19 protein-coding genes are annotated in these 23,354 nt (G+C 66.3%); 12 read left to right on the top strand and 7 right to left on the bottom strand.

The genetic code is table 11. The features are described 5' to 3' along the window. Positions 1 to 475 precede the first annotated feature (475 nt). The 6 genes from KW832_RS25055 to KW832_RS25030 all read right to left on the bottom strand — a co-directional run bounded on the left by KW832_RS25055 (position 476) and on the right by KW832_RS25030 (position 7,905). Positions 476 to 793, bottom strand: a complete 318-nt coding sequence (locus KW832_RS25055; protein WP_055402051.1) for a hypothetical protein — start codon at positions 791 to 793, stop codon at positions 476 to 478. A 111-nt stretch (positions 794 to 904) separates the two neighbouring features. Then, positions 905 to 2,515, bottom strand: coding sequence for a PepSY-associated TM helix domain-containing protein (locus tag KW832_RS25050; protein WP_218301889.1), 1,611 nt, complete (start codon positions 2,513 to 2,515; stop codon positions 905 to 907). A 19-nt stretch (positions 2,516 to 2,534) separates the two neighbouring features. Continuing rightward, positions 2,535 to 4,745, bottom strand: coding sequence for a TonB-dependent siderophore receptor (locus tag KW832_RS25045; RefSeq protein ID WP_255577952.1), 2,211 nt, complete (start codon positions 4,743 to 4,745; stop codon positions 2,535 to 2,537). Positions 4,746 to 4,880: 135 nt separating this feature from the next. Beyond that, positions 4,881 to 5,243, bottom strand: coding sequence for a DUF2946 family protein (locus KW832_RS25040; RefSeq protein WP_121422557.1), 363 nt, complete (start codon positions 5,241 to 5,243; stop codon positions 4,881 to 4,883). A 165-nt stretch (positions 5,244 to 5,408) separates the two neighbouring features. Then, positions 5,409 to 6,848 carry an aldehyde dehydrogenase family protein gene (locus tag KW832_RS25035; RefSeq protein ID WP_218301888.1) on the bottom strand — a complete coding sequence of 480 codons (1,440 nt, stop codon included), beginning with the start codon at positions 6,846 to 6,848 and terminating at the stop codon, positions 5,409 to 5,411. A gap of 328 nt (positions 6,849 to 7,176) precedes the next feature. Next, positions 7,177 to 7,905, bottom strand: coding sequence for a FadR/GntR family transcriptional regulator (locus KW832_RS25030; protein WP_121505524.1), 729 nt, complete (start codon positions 7,903 to 7,905; stop codon positions 7,177 to 7,179). 127 nt (positions 7,906 to 8,032) lie between these two features. Between KW832_RS25030 and KW832_RS25025 the strand changes: the two genes are divergently transcribed. From KW832_RS25025 to KW832_RS24990, 8 genes are all read left to right on the top strand, one after another. Continuing rightward, the gene (locus tag KW832_RS25025; RefSeq protein ID WP_218301887.1) at positions 8,033 to 8,851 is read left to right on the top strand and encodes an NAD(P)-dependent oxidoreductase; all 819 of its coding nucleotides are present in this window, start codon (positions 8,033 to 8,035) and stop codon (positions 8,849 to 8,851) included. A 20-nt stretch (positions 8,852 to 8,871) separates the two neighbouring features. Further along, the gene (locus KW832_RS25020) at positions 8,872 to 9,756 is read left to right on the top strand and encodes an SMP-30/gluconolactonase/LRE family protein (RefSeq protein ID WP_218301886.1); all 885 of its coding nucleotides are present in this window, start codon (positions 8,872 to 8,874) and stop codon (positions 9,754 to 9,756) included. 57 nt (positions 9,757 to 9,813) lie between these two features. Further along, positions 9,814 to 10,791 (top strand): TRAP transporter substrate-binding protein, encoded by a 978-nt coding sequence (locus KW832_RS25015; RefSeq protein WP_218301885.1) that lies wholly within the window; start codon positions 9,814 to 9,816, stop codon positions 10,789 to 10,791. A gap of 71 nt (positions 10,792 to 10,862) precedes the next feature. After that, positions 10,863 to 11,351 carry a TRAP transporter small permease gene (locus KW832_RS25010; RefSeq protein ID WP_218301884.1) on the top strand — a complete coding sequence of 163 codons (489 nt, stop codon included), beginning with the start codon at positions 10,863 to 10,865 and terminating at the stop codon, positions 11,349 to 11,351. Between the two features lie 219 nt (positions 11,352 to 11,570). After that, entirely contained in the window at positions 11,571 to 12,854 is a 1,284-nt protein-coding gene (locus tag KW832_RS25005; protein ID WP_218301883.1) for a TRAP transporter large permease, read from the top strand. Between the two features lie 166 nt (positions 12,855 to 13,020). Next, complete coding sequence (garD, locus tag KW832_RS25000; RefSeq protein WP_218301882.1) at positions 13,021 to 14,595, top strand: galactarate dehydratase; 1,575 nt, start codon at positions 13,021 to 13,023, stop codon at positions 14,593 to 14,595. A gap of 287 nt (positions 14,596 to 14,882) precedes the next feature. After that, positions 14,883 to 15,818 carry a DMT family transporter gene (locus KW832_RS24995; RefSeq protein WP_218301881.1) on the top strand — a complete coding sequence of 312 codons (936 nt, stop codon included), beginning with the start codon at positions 14,883 to 14,885 and terminating at the stop codon, positions 15,816 to 15,818. Positions 15,819 to 15,828: 10 nt separating this feature from the next. Next, on the top strand, positions 15,829 to 16,956 hold the full coding sequence (locus KW832_RS24990) for an aldose epimerase family protein (RefSeq protein WP_218301879.1): 1,128 nt from the start codon (positions 15,829 to 15,831) through the stop codon (positions 16,954 to 16,956). Positions 16,957 to 17,132: 176 nt separating this feature from the next. Here the strand turns inward: KW832_RS24990 and KW832_RS24985 are convergent, their stop codons facing one another. Beyond that, entirely contained in the window at positions 17,133 to 18,068 is a 936-nt protein-coding gene (locus tag KW832_RS24985; protein WP_218301878.1) for a LysR family transcriptional regulator, read from the bottom strand. Between the two features lie 128 nt (positions 18,069 to 18,196). Here KW832_RS24985 and KW832_RS24980 point away from each other — a divergent pair, with 128 nt between their 5' ends. The 4 genes from KW832_RS24980 (at position 18,197) to KW832_RS24965 (ending at position 23,282) form a co-directional block, all read left to right on the top strand. Continuing rightward, positions 18,197 to 18,988, top strand: a complete 792-nt coding sequence (locus KW832_RS24980; protein ID WP_218301877.1) for an SDR family NAD(P)-dependent oxidoreductase — start codon at positions 18,197 to 18,199, stop codon at positions 18,986 to 18,988. A 285-nt stretch (positions 18,989 to 19,273) separates the two neighbouring features. Continuing rightward, the gene (locus KW832_RS24975; protein ID WP_218301876.1) at positions 19,274 to 20,794 is read left to right on the top strand and encodes a DegQ family serine endoprotease; all 1,521 of its coding nucleotides are present in this window, start codon (positions 19,274 to 19,276) and stop codon (positions 20,792 to 20,794) included. 339 nt (positions 20,795 to 21,133) lie between these two features. Continuing rightward, entirely contained in the window at positions 21,134 to 21,793 is a 660-nt protein-coding gene (locus tag KW832_RS24970) for a response regulator transcription factor (RefSeq protein ID WP_218301875.1), read from the top strand. Between the two features lie 124 nt (positions 21,794 to 21,917). Continuing rightward, on the top strand, positions 21,918 to 23,282 hold the full coding sequence (locus KW832_RS24965; RefSeq protein WP_218301874.1) for an ATP-binding protein: 1,365 nt from the start codon (positions 21,918 to 21,920) through the stop codon (positions 23,280 to 23,282). The last annotated feature ends 72 nt before the right edge of the window (positions 23,283 to 23,354 follow it).

Here is a 23,354-nt window from a genome sequence, read left to right as displayed (position 1 = left end):
ACTTGCATGGCGCGCGACTGTGCCTACAGGCATCAGCGCGCGAAACTGGGAAGGCTCCTAGCTAGGAGTGTTCCTAGCTAGGAATGACCCCTACATGGGACGGGCCAGTGTGGGCGGCGGTGAATGCCAGGAATCGGGCTGCAGGGCAATCAGGGATTGCGCGAGCAGCTATTAAATCAGGAGCTTCCTGCACGTGGGAAATGCAGGAGGTGGGCTGCGCGGGTTACAGACTTTTACGGCGGGCAGGTAGTACGCAAGGGCGCGAACTGCGGGTGCCGGGTCAGCGCCGAAGGAATTCCGCCTGACTGCACACTGCTGGCTCAGGCCTTCACTTCGAGCAGCGAACCCATCATTTCGTCTTGTGCCTTGATGGCCTGCAGGTTGGCAGACTGATTGAAACCCAACAGCTTGGGCGAACATGGGGGCACTTCAGCTGTTGTGGGAAACCGCCAACCGGTCTATTGCACCGTGGCGCTTATTCGCTCCAGTCCGAATGCTTCTCGCACAGCTTGTTGGTTTCCTTGCCCTTGCGGGTTTCGGCGAACTTCACGAGGTTGCCCTTGAAATCTTCGGGCGTTTCGTTCCACATGCAGGTGCACCAGGCCTGGGCCTTGGTTTGGCCCTTGATGGGGCTGGGCTCGTTGCCACCCTCGTAGACGGTGGCAGAGTAGCTCAGGCACTGCCGGTATTGCGCGTCGCCTGCAGGTGGGCGGTTGTAGTCGGTGGCGGCCCAGGCCGAAGTGCCAGCGGCCAACAGGAGGGCGGCGCCAGTGATGGTGCGGATCAGTTGCATGGGGAAAATCTCTGCGAGGGATGGAGCCCCCGCACGCCCGGGATGGACGTGCGGTGGGTGAAGCCCAGTGTAGTTGTTTGAAACAAAAAGTATCAAACAAAAAATGATGGCTCAGCCACCTGTCGTAGGCAAGACACGGGAGCGCCTGCGGCGGCCCTGTCCGGCAAGCTGCGACGCTGGGCCCGCTGCGAATGCGAACTTGGCTCCCAGCCGCCGCAATCCAATGACCACCCCCGTTGCGCTCAGCACCGCACCACCCAGGCTCAGCACAATGAGAACGATGTCCCACAGCGGGCGCCGCTCCAGCAGCGGCAGCCAGTCCCAGCTGTGCAGCATGGAGAACAGCCAGCGGCTGGTACGGCGGTGGCTGTCGGTGCGGCCCAACACGGCGCCGGTGTGGGGGTCGATGTGGACCCAGGTGGCATGGGGGTCGTCAAACACCAGGCGCAGCGCGGGCAGGGGCTTGTCGCCCCCACCCGTCATGGTGTGGGTGGCGCGGTCGTAGTAGTGCAGGTCGTAGGCGGTCAGCGTTTCGGTGCGCACCACGGCGTGGGGCAGCAGGCGCGCTGCGGCCTCGGCCACCGCGCCTGGGGGCCACTGGTGGGGTGCGGCAGTGGTCGCGTCGAGCAGCGCGGGGGCGCCGGTCGGGCTGTACGCAAGTACCAGCGGGTGGCCCGCGCTTTGAACCCAGCGCAGCTCCCGCGTGTTCGGCGAAACGCCTGACAGCAAAGCCTGCACGGCGGCGGCTTGCGGGGGCAACACCAGCGGGCCGCCGTTCATGGCCTGCTGGCGCAGTGGCGCGGCGCCGCTGTCAAATATCTTCCATGGGTTCATGGACATGAGGCCGCTGAAGATCCAGGTGAATGTGATCAGCGCAAACACCAGCCCGAACACATGGTGCCAGCGCATCATGAAGCCCCGGTAGGGCGTGCGCGAACCGGTCTTGTACCGGCCCTGGAAGCGCCAGCGCAGCACACCCACCACGGTGCCCGTCAGCGTGAGCACGATGCCCGCAATGGAAAGCCAGTTGACGATGTCTGTCCAGTAGCCATTGAAGATATTGCCCCGGAAGGGGTAGAGCCAGTGGATCCAGGCGCCCGCGTAGTTCCAGGCGCGCTCCTGCAGCGGCGCATCGCGCACCACCTCGCCCGTGGTGCCCGACACATACACCACGGTGCCCGCGCTGTCGCCCAGGTGCAGGCGGTGCAGGGGGCGGTGCACGTCGAGCGCGCGCGAGTGGGTGAAGGCGTCTTCGTCGATCGTGCCCAGGTGTGCGATCCGTGCGCTGGGCTCCTGCGCGAAGGCGCGAGCCGAAGCGAGGGCGTGCTCGGCGTCTACGCGCTGCAACCGTTCGCCTGTGAGGGCGTCGATGACCGCAGGCGCTGGCGCCCTGCGCGGGCGTGGTACGGCGTCTCCGGCAGGGGCGGCGGGAACCACCAGGTACACCGCCCGCCCGCCGCTGGCCACGGCGAGCCTCAGGTCCTGCAGCGGGCCTGTCAGGCCTGCGTGCGCCAAGGCGTCAGCGGGCTCCAGCAGAGGCTCTGTGCCCAGCGTTGCGCTGCGCAGCGGCGGCAGGTGGGCCAGCCTCTCGGACTGCGTGAGCTTGGGGTAGCCCACGTACATCATCACCACGCCCGAGAGGAACCACATGGCGAAGAAGGCGCACAGCAGCACGCCCAGCCAGCGGTGGACGAGGTACAGCCAGCGTTTGGCGTGTGGCATGTCCGGTTCCTTGCCTGCGTCAGAACGCGGTGTGCAGCGTCACGTCCAGCGTGCGCGGTGCGCCCAGGTAGACCTGGTCGCGCGTCTCTGCCGCGTAGATGCGGTCGGTGGCGTTGCGCACGCGGGTGGTGAGCGTTGTGGTCTTGTTGACCTTCCAGGCCAGGCCCAGGTCCAGCAGCGTGTACGACGGCCAGAACTTGGTGTTGGCTGCGTTGCCGTACACCTTGCCCACATGGCGCACGCCCACGCTGGCCGTGACGGTGGGCGTGATCGCGTAAGAGGCCCACAGGTTGGCGACCTGCTGCGGCACCAGTTGGGGCACATTGCCCGCGCGCGCGACACCGCCCTGCACAAAGTTCTCGTACCGCGCGCGGGTCAGCGTCAGGTTGCCCTGCAACTGCCATTGCGGCGTGGGCCGAATGCCAGCCGACAGCTCGATGCCCTTGGACGACTGCTCGCCCACCAGCACTGTGAGGTTGGGGTTGGATGGATCTTGCGATGCGATGTTCTTGCGGCGGATGTCAAACGCCGCTACCGTGGCGCTGCCCTTGCCGTCCCAGAAGTCGAACTTGCTGCCCACCTCGACCTGGCGGCCCGTGGTCAGTTCGCTGTTGTTGCGCACATCGGCAAACGAGGCAGAGGCCAGCGAGCCCGAGGGTGGGTCGGCCGCGTTGGAGGCCTGCGCATACAGGTTGGCGCCGGGCGCAATGTCCCACACCACGCCCAGGCGGCCAGTGGTGGGGCTGTAGCTGCGGCTGAAGGTGGCGGGCGCGGTGGCTGTGACGGCGCGGCGATTCACCAGGTCGAGCTCGATGCGCTCGTGCCGCAGTGCGGTGATCAGATTCACGCCAGGCACCACGGCCGTGCGGTTTTCCAGGTACAGCGCCGTGTTGGTGATCTTGTTGTCCTTGTCAGGGTTCAGGACGGGTGACATGCCGGGAATGTCGAAGAAGTTCTCTGTCGAGAAGTTGTACGGATTGACCGTGCTCGCGGTGACCGAGGGGCCGAACGGGAAGCGCGTCTGCTTGTTCACGCTCACGTCCAGGCCAAAGGCCCAGTCGCTCTTTCGGCTTGCGAGCTGGCCTTGGTACGTGCCCTCCAGCCGGTCGCCCACGAGCTGCTGGTCGTGGCGTTGCAACAGCGGGGACGTGCGCGTGACCGCCGTGTTGGTGGCATTGAAGGTGTAGGTCTCCACGTTGCGGTAGTCGCGCAGGGCGTCGTACACGTAGAACGTGTTCTTGAGCTGCAGCGCATCCGACACACGCCATTGCGCCACCGAGCGCAGCCATTGCACGCGCTGCTCGTACATGCCGTCGGCGCTGTTGTAGTTCTTGAAGCGCGTGGCCGGGTCGATGTGCAGCGCGCCCACGGCGGGGTTGAGCACCGGCGTGCCCCAGTACGGGCGGTCCACGTGGTCACTCTGGTATTCGTAGGCCAGTGTGTGCGTGAAGCCGCCGCTCAGGTCGGACAGCAGCGAGGTCGCCAGTTGGGTGGACTGTGTTCTGGTGCCTTCGATCCAGCTGCCTGCGTTGCGGTGGTTGAGGTCGATGCGCGCGTAGTGCGCAGGGCCTGCGCTGCCATCGCCGCCTGCAATGCGGCGGTTCAGGCCTACCGACACTTCCTTCAGGTCGTAGGAGCCCAGGCGCAGCTGGCCCTCGGTGAAGTCGCTGCGCTCGGCCGTCTTGGTGATGTAGTTGATGGAGCCGCCCACGCCGCCCGATCCGTACAGAAAACTCGACGCGCCGCCGATGGCCTCGACCCGGTCGTAGATCCAGCTATCGACCGCGCGTGTGGCGCTGCCGTACTGCGGGTTGATGCCGTTGTACAGCTGCGCGACCGAGTTGCTGGTGAAGCCCCGGTAGTGCGCGGACATGGAGCCCGGCGCGTTGTGCGCCACCACGCCCGGCACGGCGCGCAGGATTTCCTGCGTGTCCTGTGCGCCGCGTGCGTCGATGGTGGCGCGATCCACCACGGTGACGGAGGCCGGGTTCTCGCGCGCCGTCAGGCCCAGGCGGCTGCCGGTGTCCACGGGGGCGTCCAGGTTCAGCTTGCCGTTGGGGGATGCGGCGGTGTCCACCACGTCCACGGCCTTGAGCGTGGGCGTGGTGGTCTGGGCAGGGACAGAGAGGGAGGCCAGTGCGCAGGTGGCGAGCACGCCCCAGCACGAAGGAGAAAGAGGCAGGCGCCGAGAGCCCGCAGCATGGCGGGAGGAGGAGTACGAACGGGACATGAAAACGCTCTTGTCTTGAGGCGACAGCGCAACCAGGCCCGCGTGGAGTGCACGCAGGGCTGCGCGGTCTGGAAACCAGCGGGAACAAGGCAGCGCCCGACCACCAGGTACGGGGTACTGCCAACAGGCTTCAGATCAAGAGCGCGATGGGGGCCCGCGTGCGGGCAGTGGCGCCGCAGTGGCCGCTGCGATGCGGGCGGCCTCGACGGGCTGCAGCGCATGGGCCAGGGGGTGGGGTGGCAGCACGGCGGCTACCGGGGTGGGGGGCGGCGCGCTGGGAGTGGCGCACAAGGGGCAGTCCATGCCCATGGCGCCCATCTCCACCGTGCCATCGTCGGTCTGCACCAGCAGCTTGATGGCGCCGGTGCCCGAGCAGATCACTTCGAAGGATTGCGGGTTCACCAGCGGCGATGCAATCGCCACCCCCATCGACGCCACGAACCATGCCAGCACCCACAGGCGCAGCGCGGCAAAGGTTGTTCGTGGGAGGGCGGTCATGGGGCGCGATGATACTGCGGCCACACAGCGGTGCGAGGCGATTTGCTATAAATGTTATAGCGTTACTCGCTTTCTGCATCGGCGCCAGGGCCGGATTTTGTGGCAATTTGACGCAGGGCAAGCACCGTGGCTGCTGGCGCCGCCGCGTCGGCGGCGGCGCCAGGTTCAGGCCTGGGTGTAGGCCGTCTTGACCGTGGTGTAGAACTCGGCCGCATACCGGCCTTGCTCGCGCGGGCCGTAGCTGCTGCTCTTGCGGCCGCCAAACGGCACGTGGTAGTCCACGCCCGCCGTGGGCAGGTTCACCATCACCATGCCGGCCTGGGCGTGGCGCTTGAAGTGCGTGGCGTGCTTGAGGCTGGTGGTGGCGATGCCGCTGGCCAGGCCGAAGGGCGTGTCATTGGCCATGGCCAGCGCTTCCTCGTAGTTCTTGGCGCGCAGCACGCTCACTACGGGGCCGAAGATTTCTTCGCGGTTGATGCGCATGCCGGGCGTGGTCTCGGTGAACAGGGCGGGGCGCAGGTAGTAGCCGGGCGCGCCGTCGGCGTTCTTCTCCAGGGCTTCGCCGCCGTAGGCGAGCTTGGCGCCCTCCTGCTGGCCGATGCCGATGTATTCCAGGTCTTGCGCGAGCTGGCGGTCGTCCACCACGGGGCCGATGTCGGTGCCGGCCTTGCGGGCGTCGTCCACCTTCAGGGTCTTCATTTTCTCGACCATGGCGGCCACGAAGCGGTCGTGGATGCCTTCGGTCACGATCAAGCGGCTGCTGGCGGTGCAGCGCTGGCCGGTGGAGAAGAACCCGCTGTTGATGGCGGCGCCCACAGCAACGTTCAGGTCGGCGTCGTCCAGCACCACAAACGGGTTCTTGCCGCCCATCTCCAGCTGCACCTTGGCACCGCGCGGCACGCAGGCGGCGGCCACACGCTGGCCAGTGCCAACGGAGCCGGTAAAGCTCACGCCCGCAATGCGCTCGTCTTCCAGCAGCACGGCGCCCACATCCGAGCCCCGGCCCATCACCAGGTTGAACACACCGGCAGGCAGCCCTGCGCGGTGCAGGATGTCGGCCAGCGCCCAGGCGGAGCCGGGCACCACCTCGGCGGGCTTGAACACCACGCAGTTGCCATAGGCCAGGGCCGGGGCGATCTTCCAGGCCGGAATGGCGATGGGGAAGTTCCACGGCGTGATGATGCCGATGGTGCCCAGGGGTTCGCGCGTGATCTCGATGCCCACGCCGGGGCGCACGGAGGGGATCAGCTCACCGCCGGGGCGCAGCGCCTCGCCAGCAAAGAACTTGAAGATGGCCGCGGCGCGGCCCACTTCGCCAATCGCTTCGGGCAGGGTCTTGCCTTCTTCGCGGGCCAGCAGGTCGCCCAGCTCGGCCTTGCGCGCGATGATTTCGTTGCCCACGGCGTCCAGAATGTCAAAGCGCTGTTGGGGCGTGGACAGGCTCCATGCCGGGAAGGCCGCGTGCGCGGCGGCGACGGCGTCGAGCGCCTGTTCGCGGCTGGCCACGGCGTAGTCGCCTATCACATCGCGCGTGTCGGACGGGTTGGTGTTCTGGTAGGTGCGAACGCCGTCAGTCCAGGCGCCGCCAATCAGGTTTGCATGCATGGTGGTGGTGTGGTGGTGAAGAAGAGGGTGTTGAGAAAAAAAGGGGCGGTTGCATGCTGAGTGCGCAGCTTGCGCAGCGCAAACTGGCGCTGCACCCAGGAAGGATGTCTTTCAATGAGCGCTGAGGGCTTTACGACAGACAACTCCTGGTGGTTTGAAAGGCGCCGCAGGCCCGACCGCGCGAAAGCATTGCAATATTTCGTTGTATGTCATCGTACAACATAAGAAGTCCCTTGGGGTGTCGGGTAACTACTGATGGGACAACCGGGCACCTCACCTTGGCCATGATTCCCCAGGGTTCATGAATGAGTGACTCGGCTGGGGTGATTCAGCCCGCTTCGGCCTGCGCGCGCCGCCGACGTTCGCGGCTGTTGGCCAGGTGGGTGCGCATGGCGGCCCGTGCACCGTCGGGGTCCTGGCCCACGATGGCGTCGTAGATGCTTTCGTGTTCGCCGTTGACACGGCGCAGGTACTGGCGCCGCTCGTCATTGGCCGAATCCATGGCGGCCAGGCGGGCGCGCGGGATGATCATGCTGCCCAGCGTGCCCATCAGTTCGGCGAAGTGGCTGTTCTGCGTGGCACGTGCGATTTCCAGGTGGAACTGGAAGTCCGCCGCCACCGCGTCGCGGCCCGCATCCACGGCGGCTGCCACGGCGTCCAGCGCCTCGCGCATGGCTTTCAGGTTGGCCTCGGTGCGGCGTTGCGCGGCCAGCGCGGCGGCTTCAGTTTCTACCCCAATGCGCAGCTCCAGTACGGCAATCACGTCACGCAGGGTGCTGAACTGGTCGGGGGTGATCTTGAAGCCGGGCGCCTGCCCCAGCCCCAGCACAAAGGTGCCGATGCCGTGCCGCGTTTCCACCAGGCCAGAGGCTTGCAGCTTGGAAATCGCCTCGCGCACCACGGTGCGGCTCACGCTGAACTCGGCCATGATGGCGGCCTCGGTGGGCAGCTTGTCGCCCAGGGCCAGGCGGCCGTCGCGGATGCGGTCTCCCAGGGATTCGACAAGCTCCAGGGCCAGTGTGCGGGGCTTGCGGCGAAGCGGGGTATCGGTGGTCATTTCTTGGTGTTATCCCTATGGGGCGCCGGGGGCAGAAGCGGTACATTGCTTTTCGTTGTACGACAACTGATGACGTTCAACGGAATCTGTTGCCACTGTACCAAGAACCTCTGCCTTTGTAACCGCCATGCCTTGCCATCCGACGCCTATTCGTTTCCAACGCCTGCTATTGACCGGAGCTGCCGGAGGCCTGGGCCAGGAATTGCGTGCGCGCCTGAAAGCCTACTGCACCACCTTGCGGTTGTCTGATATCGCGAACCTGGGCGACGAAGGCGCAGGGGAGGAGCTGCGCCCCGCACGCCTCGAAGACGCCGGCGCCGTGCTCAGCTTGCTGGAGGGCGTTGATGCCGTGGTGCACCTCGGGGGCGTCTCCACCGAGCAGCCCTGGGAGCCCATCCTGCAGGCCAATATCGTGGGGGTCTACAACCTGTATGAAGCGGCGCGCAAGCAAGGCGTCAAGCGGGTGGTGTTTGCCAGCTCCAACCACGTCACCGGGTTTTATCGCCAGGACGAAGTGGTGGGCCCCAACGACCCGGCCCGGCCTGACGGCCTGTACGGCGTGTCCAAAGCCTTTGGCGAAGATTTGTCGCGCTTCTACTTTGACCGCTATGGCATTGAAACCGTGTGCCTGCGCATTGGCTCATCGTTCCCCGAGCCGCGCAACCGCCGCATGCTGGCCACCTGGATGAGCTACGACGACCTGGAGCGCCTCGTCGTTGCCAGCCTCACGTCACCGGTGGTGGGCCACAGCATCATCTACGGCATGGGCGACAACACCACCACTTGGTGGGACAACACCCTGGCGCGCCACATCGGCTACCGCCCGCAGGACAGCTCCGAGCCCTTCCGCGCCAAGGTGGAGGCCGCCGATCCGCACCCCGACCTGACCGACCCCGCCGTGATCTACCAGGGCGGTCCGTTCGTGCGCACCGGCCCTTTCGAATGAGCGCCCCAATGGAGCCTCGTATGGATCTGCTGCTGTCCGATCACCGCGACCAGGTGGGCGAAAGCCCCGTGTGGAGCCCTGCCGAGCAGGCGCTCTACTGGGTGGACATCGAAGGCTGCAAGCTGCACCGCTGGACCTATGCGGACCAGCGCGTGCAAAGCTGGGACACCGCAGAGCGCCCTGCCTGCGTCGCCCTGCATGCGGCGGGCGGCCTCATCGCGGGCATGGACACCGGCGTGTTCCACCTGCAGCCCCAGGCGGGCGGCCTGCTGTCTGCCACGCTGCTTGCAGGTGTGGATCACCCACAGCCCGGCATGCGCTTCAACGACGGCCGCTGCGACCGGCAGGGTCGCTTCTGGGCGGGCACCATGGTGCGTGACATGTCGCTGGCACAGGCTGCTGGCAGTCTGTACCGCATGGATGCGCAGCACGGCCTGTCTGCACCACAAGTGCAGGGCCTGGTCACGCAGAACGGGCTGGGCTTCAGTCCAGACGGCACAACTATGTACCTGAGCGACAGTCACCCCAGCGTGCAGCAGATCTGGCAGTTGCCTCTGCACGACGATGGATCGGTGGGCCAGCGCTCGCTGTTCGTGGACATGCGCGATCTGCCCGGCCGGCCCGACGGCAGCGCGGTGGATGCCGACGGTTGCTACTGGATCTGCGGCAACGATGCTGGCGTGGTGCATCGCTTCACCCCCGACGGCCGCCTGGACCGGTCCATCGACGTGCCCACCAGCAAACCCTCGATGTGCAGCTTCGGCGGCCCGGGGCTGGACGTGATGTTCATCACCTCCATCCGTCCCGGTCAGCCCAAGGGTGACGACGTGGCGCTGGGCGGCGCCATTTTTGCCACCCGGCCTGGTGTGGCGGGGTTGCCAGAAACATCCTATCGGAGTGCCTGAGGGCAACAGGCCCCGGGACTCTCCCCATTCGCAACACATTCAACCCAGGAGACAACCATGAAAATCCCCCATCTGTTTGGCCGCGTCGCATTGGCCGCCAGCGTGCTGCTCGGCAGCCTGGCCGCGCAGGCCACGGAATTCCGCTCGTCTGATATCCATCCCGAGGACTACCCCACCGTGCTGGCCGTGCGCCACATGGGCGAGACGCTGTCCAAAGCCACGGGCGGCAAGCACAGCATCAAGGTCTACGCCAAGGGATCGCTCGGCATCGAGAAGGACACCATCGAGCAGACCAAACTGGGCGCCATCGCCATGACGCGCGTGAACGTCGCCCCCATGAACAACATCTGTCCCGCCACCATGGTGCCCACCATGCCCTTTCTGTTCCGCGACAAGGAACACATGCGCAAGGTGCTTGATGGCGCGATTGGCGACGAGATCCTGAAGGACTGCGAATCGCAAGGCTTCGTCGGCCTGGCGTTCTATGACTCCGGCGCCCGCTCGATCTATACCGTCAAGAAACCGGTCAAGACGCTGGCCGACGTCAAGGGCCTGAAGGTGCGCGTGCAGCAGAGCGATCTGTGGGTTTCCCTGCTTGAAGCCATGGGTGCCAACGCCACCCCCATGCCGTTTGGTGAGGTCTACACCGCGCTCAAGACCGGCCTTGTGGACGCCGCCGAAAACAACTACCCCAGCTACGAGAGCTCACGCCACTTCGAGGTTGCCAAGTACTTCAACAAGACCGAGCACTCGATGGCGCCTGAGATTCTGTTGTTCAGCAAGCGCGTGTGGGACACCCTGAGCGCCGACGAGCAAAAGGCCATCCGCGCTGCCGCCAAGGAATCGGTGGGCTTCATGCGCAAGATCTGGGACGAGCGTGAAGAAAAGTCCCTGGCCACGGTGAAGGCTGCGGGGGCGCAGATCGTCGAAATCGACAAGGTCGCCTTCAAGACAGCGATGAAGCCGGTGTACGACAAATTCCTGAAGGACCCCAAGCTCCAGGACATGGTCAAGCGCATCGACGCGGTGCAGTAATCCTGGCATTCCATGCCGCAGGGCAGTATGTCCTGCGGTGTGTCCCTCTTTCCGTCTTCTGAATGTTCTCTATGTACACGCGTCTTTGCGCCTTCATTGCGCGCTCTTGTCTGCAGCTGGGAGTGGCGGGGCTGGTGCTTCTGGTCTGCGCCGTGCTCTACCAGGTCATTGGACGCTATATCTTCAATAACACACCGACCTGGGCCGAGAGTGGTGCAGTGCTCCTGGTGCTGTACGTCACCATGCTGGGCATGGCCGTAGGTGTGCGCGATGCGGGGCACATCGGCCTCGAATCGTTCCTGGTGCTCGCGCCCAACTGGCTGCGCCACAAGCTGGAAATCGTGATCCATGTATTGGTGCTGATCTTCGGCGTGGTCATGGCCTGGAACTGCGGCGTGCTCGCCGAGTCCGTGGCGCCCTACAAGATTCCCACGCTCGGTATCTCCGAAGCGTTCAAGTACGTTCCTCCCGCGCTCGCCGGCGTGCTGGTGGCGATGTTCTCCCTGGAGCACATCATCGCCCTGGTCCGCGGCACAGAGGTCGAGCCAGCCTGGCATTAGGATGAAAGTACACCCCCCTGAGCGCCTGCGGCGCTTCCCCCCGCTCTTGCATGGCTGCGCCATGCGGGCAGGGGAACGCAGCCCTCGCGGCGGGGCGGCCCTGGCTCGGCTGCCCTGGCCCGGGTCCCGCCCACTGCATGCACCGTACCGGGTGCGGCCAAAGAATTCCCAGCCTCTGATTTCGCCCCCGCATCTCACGTCCCTACAAAGATTTCCATCATGGCGTTGACCATTCTGTGCGTGACCTTCACGCTCCTGCTGCTGCTGGGCGTGCCCGTGGCGTTTTCCATCGGCCTGTCGTCGCTGGCCACCATCCTGTATGAAGGCCTGCCGCTGGCAGTGGGCTTCCAGCAGATGATTTCGGGGATGAACCCGTTCTCGTTCCTGGCGATTCCGTTCTTCATCTTCGCGGGCGAAATCATGATGTACGGCGGCATTGCCGACCGCATCGTGGTATTTGCCAAGAGCGTGGCCGGCCATGTGCGCGGCGGGCTGGGCATGAGCAACGTGCTTGCCTGCACGCTGTTTGGCGGCGTTTCGGGCTCGCCCGTGGCCGATGTGTCTGCCATGGGCGCCGTGCTTATCCCGCAGATGAAGAAAGAGGGCTATCACGCCGACTATGCGGTGAACGTGACCACGCACGCCTCGCTGGTGGGCGCGCTCATGCCCACGTCGCACAATCTGATCATCTTCACGCTGGCCGCTGGCGGCAAGGTGAGCATTGCGGCGCTGATCCTGGCCGGCATCGTGCCTGCGTTGCTGCTGACCGTCTGCAACCTGTTGGCTGCCTACCTCGTGGCCGTCAAGCGCGGCTACCCTGCGGGCACGTTCCCCGGCTGGGAGATCGTGTGGATCTCGTTCCGGGCATCGGTTCCCGGGCTGGCGGTGGTGGTCATCATCATTGCGGGCATCTTGTCGGGGGCGTTCACGGCCACGGAGTCCGCCTCGGTGGCGGTGATCTGGGCGTTGCTGCTCTCGGTCTTCGTCTACAAGAAACTTACCCGCGAGCAGTTTCTCAAGGCTGCCTCCAAGGCGGTCAAGACCACGGGCACCGTGCTGCTGCTGATCGGCATCTCGTCGATGTTCGGCTACCTCATCGGCCTGTACGGCGTGGCCGAACTCACGGGCGACGCCCTTAAGTCCATGAGCACCTCGCCGTGGGTGATCTTCCTGTGCGTGAACATCATCCTCTTCATTCTGGGCACGTTCCTGGACATGGCGGCCACCATCCTCATTTGCACGCCGATCTTCCTGCCCATCTGCCAGCAGTTCGGCATGAGCACGGAGCAGTTCGGCATCGTGATTTTGATCAACTGCGCGCTCGGGCTGAACACACCGCCGGTGGGCACCACGCAGTTCATTGGCTGCACCATCGGGGGTATCAGCGTGGGTGAAGTAATGAAGACCATCTGGCCGTTCTACAGCGCGCTCATCGTCGCGCTGATGCTCGTGACCTATGTGCCCCAGTTCTCGATGTGGCTGCCGGACCTAGTGTTGAAATGAGACACCCCCTGAGCCGCTTCGCGTCTTCCCCCTCTCTCGCTTCGCTGGGCGATGCGGGAGGGGGACGCACCCGGTGGCCCGGCGAAGCCGGTTCCACGGGTGCGCTGGCTCTCGCCGCGCCAGTTGCATCGGCAGCGGGTCATGCACGAGGCTACGGAAAACCGATATGAACAACCCCTTGACCATCCGCATGCATGCGGACGACAACGTCGCCATCGTCGCCAACGACGGCGGCCTGCCCGTGGGCACGCTGTTGCCTGAGGGCGTGCCAGGCGCAGGCATCACATTGCGTGACAAGGTGCCGCAGGGCCACAAGGTGGCGCTGCAGGACATGGCCGAGGGAGATGTGGTGCGCCGCTACAACGTGCCCATCGGCTATGCGCTCAAGGCCATCCCGGCGGGAAGCTGGGTGCACGAGCGCCTGCTGCAGATGCCCTCGGCCCGCGCGCTCGAAGGCCTGCCCATGGCCACGGTGAAGCCGCCGGTGCTCGAACCCCTCACGGGCTACACCTTCGAGGGCTACCGCAATGCCGATGGCTCCGTGGGCACGCGCAACATCCTGGCCATCACCACCACCGTGCAGTGCGTGGCGGGCGTGGTGGCGCTGGCGGTGCGCCGCATCAAGGACGAACTGCTGCCTTCGTTTCCGCACGTTGACGACGTGATTGGCCTGGAGCACACCTACGGCTGCGGCGTGGCGATTGATGCGCCCGACGCCATCATCCCCATCCGCACCCTGCGCAACATCAGCCTCAACCCCAACTTTGGGGGCGAGGTCATGGTGGTGAGTCTCGGCTGCGAAAAGCTGCAGCCCGACCGCCTGCTGCCCCCGGGCAGCTTCCCCATCACCGACGAGCGCGACGCCGCACTCGGACCCGAGACGGTGTGCCTGCAGGCCGACGAGCATGTGGGCTTCATATCCATGCTCGACCACATCGTGCAAAGCGCGCGGCCCCACCTCGAACGCCTCAACGCCCGCCGCCGCGAGACCATCCCGGCCAGCGAGCTGGTGCTGGGCGTGCAGTGCGGCGGCAGCGATGCGTTCTCGGGCGTCACCGCAAACCCGGCCGTGGGCTTTTGCGCAGACCTGCTGGTGCGCGCGGGTGCCACGGTGATGTTCAGCGAGAACACCGAGGTGCGCGACGCCGTGGAGCAGCTCACCAGCCGCGCCGCCACGCCTGAAGTCGCGCAAGCCATTGTGCGAGAACTCGGCTGGTACGACCAGTATCTTGACCGTGGCCGCGTGGACCGAGCCGCCAACACCACGCCGGGCAACAAGGCGGGCGGACTGTCGAACATCGCTGAAAAAGCCATGGGCTCCATCATCAAGAGCGGCACCGCGCCCATTGCGCACGTGCTGGCCCCCGGCGAGAAGCTGCGGCGCGACCAGCGTGGCCTGGTGTACGCCGCCACGCCCGCCAGCGACTTCATCTGCGGCACGCTGCAGCTGGCTGCGGGCATGAGCCTGCATGTCTTCACCACCGGCCGGGGCACGCCCTATGGCCTGGCCGAATGCCCGGTGGTCAAGGTGGCCACGCGCAGCGACCTGGCGCGCCGCTGGCACGACCTGATGGACATCAACGCCGGCAAGATCGCCGACGGCGAGGCCACCATCGAAGACCTGGGCTGGGAGATGTTCCACCTGCTGCTTGACGTGGCCAGCGGCCGCAAGAAGACCTGGGCCGAGCAGTGGAAGCTGCACAACGCGCTGGTGCTGTTCAACCCCGCACCGGTGACCTGAAGTGACACCCCCTGAGTCGCTTCGCGCCTTCCCCCTCTCTCTACGCGCTGCGCGCTACGGGAGGGGGACGCAGCCAGCGCACACAAGCAAAGCGCCGCATCCGCGGTGGGGCGGCCCTTGCGCGGCTGCCCTCGCCTGGGCCGCGCCCTTCGCATGCGTTGGTGGTGGCGCGTAGCGCAACGGATCACTGAAACGGTGGCCTTGCAGGCTGCGTCCTGGGGCTGCAAGCCTCCCCCTCACAGCCCGTCTTTGCACGGGCTGTTTCACTAGAGAGACCGAGAACTCACATGGGACATCCCCGTTTTTCCGACCTCAGGGTCGTCATCGCGCTGGCGCTGCTGTGTTGCCTGCTCTGGGGCAGCTCCTACCCCGCTATCAAGACCGGCTACGCCTGGTTCGGCATCGCCCGCAATGACATTCCCACGCAGCTGGTGTTTGCAGGCTGGCGCTTTCTGGGCGCGGGGCTGATCCTGCTGGCCTGGGCCGTGGCCACGCGCAAGGCCATCTGGGGGCTGGGCTTTGTGGCCGGGCGCCAGCTGGTGGTGCTGGGCCTGGCGCAGACCACGCTGCAATACGTGTTCTTCTACGTGGGCCTCGCGCACACCACGGGGGTCAAGGGCTCCATCATGAATGCCACCGGCACGTTCTTCAGCGTGTTGCTTGCGCACTGGGTCTATCACAACGACCGCCTGAGCCACGCCAAGCTGTGGGGCTGCGTGGTGGGGTTTGCGGGGGTGATGGTGGTCAACCTGGGGCGCGGCACGCTGGACATGGACTTCACGCTGCTGGGCGAAGGTTTTGTGGTGATCGCCGCCTTCGTGCTGGCCGCTGCGAGCATCTACGGCAAGCAGGTGTCGCAGCGCATGGACTCGGTGGTGATGACGGGCTGGCAACTGGGGCTTGGCGGCGTGGCGTTGCTGGCCATTGGCTGGGGCCTGGGCGGCTCGCTCACGGTCTTTACCTGGGGCACCACCGTGCTGCTGGTGTACCTGGCGCTGCTGTCATCGGCCGCGTTTTCGCTGTGGAGCATTCTGCTTAAGCACAACCGCGTGAGCCAGGTCACGGTGTTCAACTTCACGGTGCCGATCTTCGGCGCGGCGCTGTCGGCGGTCTTCCTGGGCGAGGCGCTGCTGGAGTGGAAGAACCTGCTGGCCCTGGTGCTGGTGTGCGGGGGCATCTGGCTGGTCACGCGCGATGCTCCCGCCGCATCCGCCACCAAATAGACTCGCAGCCATGGCCTATTCCCTTTCACGCAAAGCGTTTCAGCAAGAGCTTCACGGCCAGCCGACTGACCTCTTCACCCTGCGCGGTGCTGGTGGCCTGCAGGTGGCCGTGAGCAACTACGGCGCACGGCTGGTGCAGGTGGCGGTGCCCGACGGGCAGGGCGGCCTCGTTGATGTGGCGCTGGGCTACGACAGCCTGCAGGGCTACCTGGACGGGCAACTCTCCATGGGCGCCCTCATAGGCCGCTGGGCTGGGCGGTTGCGCAGTGGTTTGTTGACTCTGCCCGATGGCGCACAGCGGCAACTGCCCACCAACAGCGGCCCCCACCACCACCATGGCGGGCCCAAGGGCAGCCGCTTTCAGGTGTTTGCGGTGGATGACGTGCAGGCCGATGCGCTCACCCTGAGCCACACCTTTCGCACCGAGGACGACGGCGTGCCGGGCACGCTCCGCCTGCAGCTGCGCCTGCACATCACGGCCGACAACGCGCTGCATATGGCGTGGACGGGCGAGGCGCTGGACGCCCCCACGCTGCTCAACATCACCGGGCACGCGTTCTTCAACCTGGCGGGCGCTGGCAGCACCCACGGCCACACCCTGCAAGTGCCCGCCAGCCGCTATGTACCGCTGGCGGCCGATGTGTGTCCTAGCGGGTTGGTGCAGCCTGTAGATGCCACGCCTTTCGACCTTCGCCAAGCCCGCAGCGTGGGTGCCGCCGTGGCGGAGCCCAGCGAACAGCTGGCGCTGGCGGGTGGGCTGGACCACTACCTGGTGCTGGATGACCATGTGTGGGACGAAGAGGGCGCGGTGCGGACGCCACCGGTGTCACCCGTCACGCCCTCGCAAGGCCTGCGTCTTGCGGCGCTGCTGAGCGAGCCCCTCACTGGTCGCACCATGGAGGTATGGAGTACCGCGCCCGGGGTGCAGGTTTACGCAGGCCACGGCCTCAAGGCTGATCCGGTGCGCGACCTGGGGCGGGGCGCAGAGCAGGGCGTCTGGCTATGGCAGCCGGGCGACGGCATCTGCCTGGAGCCCATGGAGTATCCCGATGCGCCCAACCAGCCAAGGTTTCCGGTGCGTTGGCTGGCGCCGGGCGACGTGGTGCAGGGGGCCATCGTGTACCGCTTCACCGGGTGAGGCTGGGCGGGACTTGGTGAGGGTCGCGATGACACTGTTCATGTGATTTTTAAGTGATTTTGGCCTCTAGCGCTTATCCAGTAAGCGCTAGTAGCTATTCAATTAATAGCTGTCGATTCGGTCTCAATCCACTGGAAACCATTGACTGCGCGTAGTCGAAGCGCCGCGCGAAACCTTCATGCGGCGGCAGGTGCGCCATGGGCCTCGCTCTGCAGATGCGCCTGCACCACTGCGGCCAGCCAGTCCATCACCACCCGCACACGCTGGGGCAGGTGGCGCCGGTGGGGGTAGATCAGCGTCACCGGCATGGGCGGGGCAGGGTGGTGCGGCAGCACCTCCACCATCAGCCCCCGATCGATCAGCTCGCGCACGCCCAGCAAAGGCGCCTGGATCAGGCCCAGCCCTGCTGCGCAGGCGCCCAGGTAGGCCTCGGCGCTGTTGACGGTGACACGCCCAGCCATGGGGTGAAACTGCGGGCTGCCGTCGTCGCCCATCGTTTCAAATCCGGCGGACTTGGTGCCCAGCGTGCTCACGTAGTGCACCAGGTCATGCTGCGCCAGGTCGGCCAGTGATTGGGGCGTGCCCTTGCGCGCCAGGTAGCCCGGGCTGGCGCAGCTGGCCACGCGCACCAGGCCCAGAGGGCGGGCCACCAGCCCGGGTTCTGCCACCGGGCCCACGCGGATCACGCAGTCAAAACCCTCGCGCACCAGGTCCACGCGGCGGTCGGTGCTGCTCAGCTCCACCTCCAGCAGCGGGTGGCGGGCCAGCAGATCAGGCAGCGCAGGCAGCACCAGCTGGCGGGCAATGCCGGTGGACATGTCAATGCGCACGCGCCCGCGCAGCGCAGTGCCGTCGGGCTGCTGGAACATGGCCTGCAACTCGTCCACGTCATCCAGCAGATCCTTGCAGCGCTCGTAAAAGGCCAGCCCGTCTTGCGTCAGCTGCACGCGCCGCGTGGTGCGGTGCAGCAGGCGCGTGCCCAGGTGGGCCTCCAGCTGCTGCACGGCCAGAGAGGCGCTGGCTTTGGGCAGGCCCAGCACCTGCGCAGCCTGGGTAAAGCTGCTCAGCTCGGCCACACGGGCAAAGATCTGCATGCGGTCTAAAGGGTTCATTGTTCTTCGTGGATGGACAATGAATCATATTTTGCATGGTTTATCTTTGAATGGCACCCCAATAAAGTTCATCCCCAGCCCCGGTCACGCGGTGTGACCGGGCTTCAGACACTGCAAAGGAACCTGCCATGACAAGCGCTTCATCCCTTTCTTCAGCCCCCACCCCCACCCCTGTCGTTTTGATCACCGGCGGCAGCCGCGGCCTGGGCCGCAGCGCAGCGCTGGCCGCTGCACACAGCGGCATCGACGTGGTGCTGACCTACCGCCAGCAGGTCGCCGAAGCCCAGGCAGTGGTGGCCTACATCGAAAAGCTGGGCCGCCGTGCTGTGGCTTTGCCACTGGATGTGGGCGATGTAGCCAGCTTCGAAGCCTTCGCTGCGCAGCTGCAGCAAACCCTGCGCAGCCACTGGCAGCGCGAGCGGTTTGACTTTCTGGTCAACAACGCGGGCATGGGCGTGCATGCGCCCATCACCGAAACCACCGAAGCGCAGTTCGATGCGCTGGTCAACGTGCACCTCAAGGGCGTGTTCTTCCTCACGCAGCGCCTGCTGCCGCTGATGAACGATGGCGGCCGCATCCTGAACCTGTCGTCGGGCCTGGCCCGCTTCGCCTTGCCCGGCTACGCCGCCTACGCGGCCATGAAGGGCGCTATCGAGGTGCTGAGCCGCTACTTGGCCAAAGAACTCGGCCCGCGTGGCATCACCGTGAACGTGGTGGCCCCGGGCGCCATCGAGACCGACTTTGGCGGCGGCGCGGTGCGCGACAACGCGCAGCTCAATGCCTTTGTGGCCGCGCAGACGGCTCTGGGCCGAGTGGGCGTGCCGGACGACATCGGCCCGCTGGTCGCTTCGCTGCTGCAACCGGCCACACGCTGGGTGAATGCCCAGCGCATCGAGGCGTCGGGCGGCATGTTCCTGTGAAGCAGAGAACACCCCCCTGAGTCGCTTCGCGCCTTCCCCCCGCTCTCGCATCGCTCCGCGATGCGGGCAGGGGGACGCCACCCGTGCGGCGGGGCGGCCCTTGCACGGTGGCACTGGCGTGGGGCCGTGCGATATCAAAGACTGAGGTAGTTGCCGGGCCGTAGAAAACCAGGATGCGGCACCGATACCCGCGGGTTCATGGCTTACCGACTCCGCCTAAGTTTCGTCTAAGTGTCCGTGCCCACACTGCCTTCCATCGCAACCCTGATTGAAAAGGCAGACACCATGAACAACACGCTTGCATCCACTCCCCGCCGCCTGATCCTGGCCCTGGTGGCCGCGGGCGCTGTGGGCGCCACCGGCGCCGGCCTCATCAGCGGGCACCAGGCCCGCGCGGTCACACCCTCCACGCCCATCGTGGCGCAGACGGCCATGGCCCCGGGCGGTGCGCTGCCCAGCTTTGCGCAGATCACCGCGCAGAACGGCCCGGCCGTGGTCAACATCAGCGTCACGGGCAGCACCAAGACGGCGATGGCCAACGATGACGACGATGACGAGCAACCCGCTGCCCGCCAGGGCCGTGGCCCGCAGATCGACCCAAACGATCCGTTTTACGAATTCTTTCGCCAGTTCGGTTTCCCCGGCGCGGGCCTGCAAGGCCAGCCCAACGTACCCACCCATGGCCAGGGCTCGGGCTTTATCGTCAGCCCTGATGGCCTGGTGCTGACCAATGCCCACGTGGTCAAGGGCGCGAGCGAAGTGGTCGTCAAACTCACTGACCGGCGCGAGTTCCGCGCCAAGGTGCTGGGTGCCGACCCCAAGACCGACGTGGCCGTGCTCAAGATCGACGCCAAGGATCTGCCCACCGTGCGCCTGGGCAGCACGCGCGACCTGCAGGTGGGCGAATGGGTGCTGGCCATCGGCTCGCCCTTTGGCTTTGAAAACAGCGTGACGGCGGGCGTGGTCAGCGCCAAGGGCCGTTCGCTGCCCGACGACAGCCTGGTGCCCTTCATCCAGACCGACGTGGCGGTGAACCCCGGCAACTCGGGCGGGCCGCTGTTCAACGCGCGCGGCGAGGTGGTGGGCATCAACTCGCAGATCTACAGCCGCTCGGGCGGCTACCAGGGCGTGTCGTTCTCCATCCCCATCGAGCTGGCCGCCAAGATCAAGGACCAGATTGTGGCCACCGGCAAGGTGCGCCACGCCCAGTTGGGCGTGGCCGTGCAGGAGGTGAACCAGGCGTTTGCTGAATCCTTCCAGCTGGACAAGCCCGAGGGCGCCTTGGTCGCCAGCGTCAGCAAGGGCAGCCCGGCCGAGAAAGCAGGCCTGCAGACGGGCGACGTGATTCGCCAGGTGAACGGCCAGCCCATCGTGGCCTCGGGCGACCTGCCCGCCTGGGTGGGCCAGGCGCAGCCGGGGCAGCAGGCCAAGCTGTCGGTGTGGCGCCAGGGCAAGCCCTTGGAGCTGACCGCCACGCTGGGCGACGCCAGCGACAAGGCGACCAAGCAGGCGCGCAACGACGATGCCGTGGGCAAGGGCCAGCTGGGCCTGTCGCTGCGCCCCCTGGACCCCGAGGAGCGCCGCGAGGTAGGCGTGGCCGAGGGCCTGGTGATCGAACAGGCGCGCGGCCCCGCTGCGGCGGCCGGTGTGCAGCCGGGGGATGTGCTGCTGGCCATCAACGGCGCGCCCGCCAAGAACATCGAGCAGGTGCGCGCGGCAATGGCCAAGGCCACCACGGGCAAGTCGGTGGCGTTGCTGATCGAGCGCGATGGCAACAAGATCTTTGTGCCGGTGCGTTTGGGCTAAGCGGTCCCAAAAGCTCTCCTGGCGTCGTTGTTCCGTCTTGCCGAACTTTCGGTACTGTCTGCGACGAAACGCGTAGGAGGCTGTCGGACTTGGAAGTCGTCGGCTGCAAATTGGCCGCAGCGGTCCATTTTTTACCGTCTTTTTGCCCCATAGCTCGGCTATGGGGCTGCAAATCCGGCAAAAACTGTCCTCGCTGGGGCCAATTTTCGCTTCGACGCTCCAAGTCCGACAGCCTCCTAGCCAGAACCGCTGCGCTGAGCTTTGTAGTCCGCTGTGATGCGATGCCTGCACGGGCCACTTCGGTGGCCCGATTGATTTCATTGGCTATGCTTGCCCACCATGCGCCTGCTCCTCGTTGAAGACGACTCCATGATCGGCGAAGCCGTGCAAGACCTGCTGCGCGCCGAGCACTACGCCGTGGACTGGGCGCGCGACGGCGACGCCGCCGACACGGCATTGCGCACCCAGCCCTATGACCTCGTGCTGCTGGACCTGGGTCTGCCCAAGCGCGACGGCCTGGCCGTGCTGCGCGACCTGCGGGCGCGCAAGAACCGCACCCCGGTGCTGGTGGCCACCGCACGTGATGCCGTGGCCCAGCGCATCGAGGGGCTCGACGCGGGGGCGGACGACTACGTGCTCAAGCCTTACGACCTTGATGAACTGCTCGCCCGCATCCGCGCCCTGTTGCGCCGCGCTGCAGGCCGGGCCGAACCGGTGTATGAACACAAGGGCGTGTGCATCAACCCCGCCACGCGCGAGGCCACGGTGAATGGAGTTCCTGTCGTGCTGTCGGCGCGCGAATGGGCGGTGCTGGAGCCGCTGATCGCACGGCCCGGCATGGTGCTGTCGCGCCAGCAGCTCGAGGACAAGCTCTACGGCTGGGGCGACGAGGTGAGCAGCAACGCGGTGGAGGTCTATATCCACGGCCTGCGCAAGAAGCTGGGGCCCGAGCTGGTGCTGAACGTGCGCGGGGTGGGCTACCTCGTGCCGAAGGCATGACCCCCCTGAGCGGCTTCGCCGCTTCCCCCCAAGGGGACGACAGCCTTTGCTGCGGGGCGGCCCTTGCTGGCTGCCCCCGCGCAATCTCCCGCCCTGAGCATGCGGCGGGGATGGATGGATAGAGATGAAGAACGTGCCAACTACCTCCTGGCGCAGCGCGCTGCAGTCCATGCTCCCGCGCTCGCTGCGCATGCGTCTGCTGGTGTTCCTGCTGGCCGCCATCGTGCTGGCCGGCGCAGTGCAGGGCGCACTGGCCTACCGGGGTGCGCTGGACGAGGCGGATGCGCTGTTCGACTACCACATGCAGCAAACCGCACTGGCCTTGCGCTCGGGCCTGCCGGTGGATGCGCAAGGGCTGGGCCCGGGCCTGGACCCCGAGGACGAAAACCACGAATTCATCGTGCAGGTGTGGACCAACGAAGGCCTGCGCATTTTTGAATCCGCCGTGGGCGCGGCCCTGCCGCAGATCGCCGTGCTGGGCTTTGCCAACGTGCAGGCGCGCGGCGGCACCTACCGGGTGTTTTCGATGCAAACGCGTTCGCAGGTGATCCAGGTGGCGCAGAACATGGCCGCGCGGCGCGACATGGCCCGCAGCCTGGCGCTGCGCACGCTGGCGCCGCTGGCCATCATGGCGCCGCTGCTGGTGCTGGCCGTGTGGTGGGGTGTGAGCCGGTCGCTGGCCCCGGTGGAGCGCGTGCGCCGCCAGCTGGCGCAGCGCCAAGCGGATGACCTCTCGCCCGTAAGCGACGCGCAGCTGCCCGACGAAGTGCAGCCGCTGGTCAGTGAGCTCAACCTGCTGTTCGAGCGCGTGCAGCGCGCCTTTGACGCGCAGGAGCATTTTGTGGCCGACGCCGCGCACGAACTGCGATCGCCCCTGGCCGCACTGCGCCTGCAGCTGCAGGGCCTGCAGCGCGCGGGCGATGATGCCGCGCGTGCCGTCGCCATCGAACGCCTGTCGGCCGGCATCGACCGCGCCACGCGCCTGGTGGAGCAATTGCTCACCCTGGCCCGGCAAGAGGCCAGCACCGCCACCACCGAACCCGTGGACCTGCGCGCCGCGGCGCAGCTGGCCCTGGCCGACGTGGCCCCCGCCGCGCAGGCGCGCAGCATGGATGTAGGCCTGCTCAACTCCGACGCCGCCACCGTGCCCGTGACCGTGCGTGGTAATGCCGAAGCCCTGCGCATGCTGGCGCGCAACCTGCTGGACAACGCCATCAAGTACACCCCGCCCGGCGGCCGGGTGGACCTGCAGGTGCGCCGCGAGGGTGATGCTGCCGTGCTCACGGTGGAAGACAGCGGCTCCGGCATCGCTCCCGAGTACCGTGAGCGCGTGATGCAGCGTTTTGTGCGCGAAACCTCGGAAGGCGCCCCGGGCAGTGGCCTGGGCCTGGCCATCGTGCAGGCCATTGCGCAGGGCCATGGCGCCACCGTGCAACTCAGCGCTTCGCCGCGTCTGGGGGGGCTGCTGGTGACGGTGCGGTTTGGCTGAGGTCTGCTGGTGGAAGGCCCGTTGGGCGCAGGTGCTGTTTGTTGATGATGCTTCTATTTTGATAGCTATTGG

It is taken from the genome of Acidovorax sp. sif0632, from assembly GCF_019218805.1.
In the GTDB taxonomy this organism is placed as follows: domain Bacteria; phylum Pseudomonadota; class Gammaproteobacteria; order Burkholderiales; family Burkholderiaceae_C; genus Acidovorax; species Acidovorax facilis.
The sequence above is the reverse complement of the archived record's forward strand: the minus strand, read 5'-3'. Positions and strand labels throughout refer to the sequence as shown.